This window comes from Oricola cellulosilytica, assembly GCF_019966575.1.
GTDB lineage: Bacteria > Pseudomonadota > Alphaproteobacteria > Rhizobiales > Rhizobiaceae > Oricola > Oricola cellulosilytica.
The window spans coordinates 1-2,569 of record NZ_JAINFK010000011.1; the positions used below are offsets into that span (position 1 = coordinate 1).

Annotated in this window: 2 protein-coding genes and 1 pseudogene; all 3 read left to right on the forward strand. The window is 59.2% G+C overall.

Annotated elements, in window-relative coordinates:
• Window positions 1-303: pseudogene (locus LC298_RS17925) on the forward strand (chemotaxis protein); the annotation flags it as partial.
• The gene (locus tag LC298_RS17930; RefSeq protein ID WP_223385731.1) at window positions 303-779 is read left to right on the forward strand and encodes a chemotaxis protein CheW; all 477 of its coding nucleotides are present in this window, start codon (window positions 303-305) and stop codon (window positions 777-779) included. The pseudogene LC298_RS17925 and the gene LC298_RS17930, both read left to right, overlap by 1 nt.
• Before the next feature lie 443 nt (window positions 780-1,222).
• Window positions 1,223-2,569, forward strand: a 1,347-nt coding sequence (locus LC298_RS17935) for a HAMP domain-containing methyl-accepting chemotaxis protein (protein WP_223385732.1), incomplete at its 3' end; no start/stop codon positions are given.

Below are 2,569 nucleotides of genomic sequence, written 5' to 3' on the forward strand. Positions count from 1 at the left end.
GCGGCCGTCGGCCAGATGGACCAGGTGACCCAGCAGAACGCGGCGATGGTGGAAGAAACCACCGCCGTCACGCACCGTCTTGCGGAAGATGCGACCGGACTGTCCGAGCTCATCGCGGGCTTTGCCGTCAACGACAATGCGGGAAAAGGCCCGGCCAAGCCTGTTCTAGCGGCCAATGACGAGGGCAAGGACGCGACCGCTCGCAAATCTCCCGCGAAGAGCATGTTCAACAAGGTTCGCAAGGCCTTCTCCGGCGGGACCGAGGGCAATGCAGCTATAGCGCAGGAATGGGAGGACTTCTGATGGATGCGGTCGAAGCAATCGATGCCGGACAGGAGATGTCGATAGACATCATCTCGTTCCGTCTTGGAGACCAGATCTACTGTGTCGACATCATGGCCGTCCGGGAGATCCGGGGATGGGCGCCTTGCACCAGCATGCCCCATTCCCCGCCCCATGTGCTGGGCGTGATCAACCTGCGGGGAACCGTAATACCGGTGGTCGACGCCGCGATCAGAATCGGGCTGCAAGCGGCCGAGCCAACGGAACGGAGCGCGATCATCGTGATCGACCAGGGCGCTACCCTGTTCGGCCTGCTGGTGGAGAGCGTGTCGGACATGATCCGGATCAGGAAATCGGATCTTCAGCCGGTTCCCGATGTCCTGCCCGAGGAGCAGAAGGCGCTGGCCAAGGCAATCGTCGCGCTTGAAAAGCAGATGATCTGCTTCCTCGATCCCGAGCCACTGATCGGCATCCACGTCGACGACATCGCCGCCTGAGCCCGCGGCGAACCGCTCGGCGGTTCCAGCTCAATTCAAGCAGAAACCGGGTGAATCGACAGATTCACCCGGTTGTTATCATATGAAAGCGGCCTCAGTTTCCGCGCGATGCCAATCCGCGTGGCGGAGGTGTTTCCAACCGTCGCGCCCATCGATCTCCCCCCGGCGCCCCGCCCGCCACAGGAAGACCAAGATTATCGCTCCCTCCCCCCGATAAAGGCCGGGGTTAATTGTCAGCCTTTCCTATTTGTTAAGCTTCCCTCGCCATATCTTGCATGCGGGTACTCTTGGGCGATGTCTGCCCAGCGCGGCCTTAGCGCGCCCGTGTGTTCGTAATCCAGCCGAGTTCGGACCACCGACGAGGACTCCCTCCAAGGAGTCGTTGCCGCTCGTCTTGTATTCTATTGGATGCCTATCAATCTGATGTTGGGAAGTTCAAGAAAATGAACAGTATCAAGTTGAAATTGACAGTTATGACCCGTGTAGTGATCGTGTTTGCAATCTTGTTTGCAACCGTACTCGGCGTGGGGTTTGTCGGATACAATGGAATGCGAGATCTACGCTATTCCGGGGACGAGATGTATGAAGATTATTTCATGTCTGTCATAACTCTCAATGAAATTACCAAAAGTGTGAATGAGATGTACTTAGCGCAAAAAGGGCACATCATTGCACCCAATGAAGAGGCGATGAACCGGTTCGAGGCTACGATGGCCGAAGAGCAGACCGGCATCAAACCCCATCTGGACAAATACGAGGAAACGGTCGATCCAGGCGCAGAGACGGCGGCCTTTATGTCCTATAAGGAAAAACTCAAGCAGCTCTTCGAGATCAACAACCGGATCATCGAATTGAGCCGCTCGAACAACGACGTCGAAGCCAACGAACTGAGCAACGGCGAATTCACCCGGATCTATTCCGAAATGCGGCCGATCATCGAGGCCATGCTGGAAGCCAACATCGAAGGCGCTCAGAAACAGGCGGCCGAGCCGGTGCAGGTCTTCTCCTTCGCCTCGAACGTCATGTTCGGCATCCTCGGCCTTGCGGTGGCTCTGGTCATAGCGTCATGGTTCTATCTGCGGGCCAGTGTGGTCCGGCCGCTTGGCGCAATGACCCGCGCCATGAACGGGTTGACCGAAGGCGATCTCGAGATCGATATTCCCGCAGAAGGCCGTATGGATGAACTCGGCGATATGGCGGGATCGCTTGTGAAGTTCCGGGACGCCGCAATCGACAAGCAGCGCATGGAGCGCGAGGCAGACGAAAACCGCAACCTGACCGAAAAGGAACGCGCCGAGCGCGAAGCCGCAAAGGCGGCCGAAGCCGCGACCCTCAACGAGGCGATCGAAGCGCTGGCCGGCGGACTGCAGCAATTGTCCGAAGGTAATCTGACCGCGCATATCGACAAGCCGTTCGGCGAAGGTCTCGACCGCCTGCGCGTCGACTTCAACGAGTCGGTCGAAAAGCTGGCCGAAACGCTGTCGGAGGTGAAGGTCAACATCGACACGATCCATTCCAACGCCGGCGAGATGCGTTCGGCGGTGGAGAACCTGTCGAGCCGCACCGAGCAGCAGGCCGCGGCGCTGGAGGAAACCTCGGCCTCGCTCGAGGAGATCACCTCCACCGTCAAGAGCTCCTCGGACCGCGCCCAGGAGGCCACCACCAAGGCCGCCGAGGCGAAATCGGCCAGCGACTCCTCGACCAAGGTCGTCGCCGACGCCGTCGAGGCGATGGGCCGGATCGAGAACGCGTCGGGCGAGATCGCCAAGATCATCGGCGTGATCGACGAG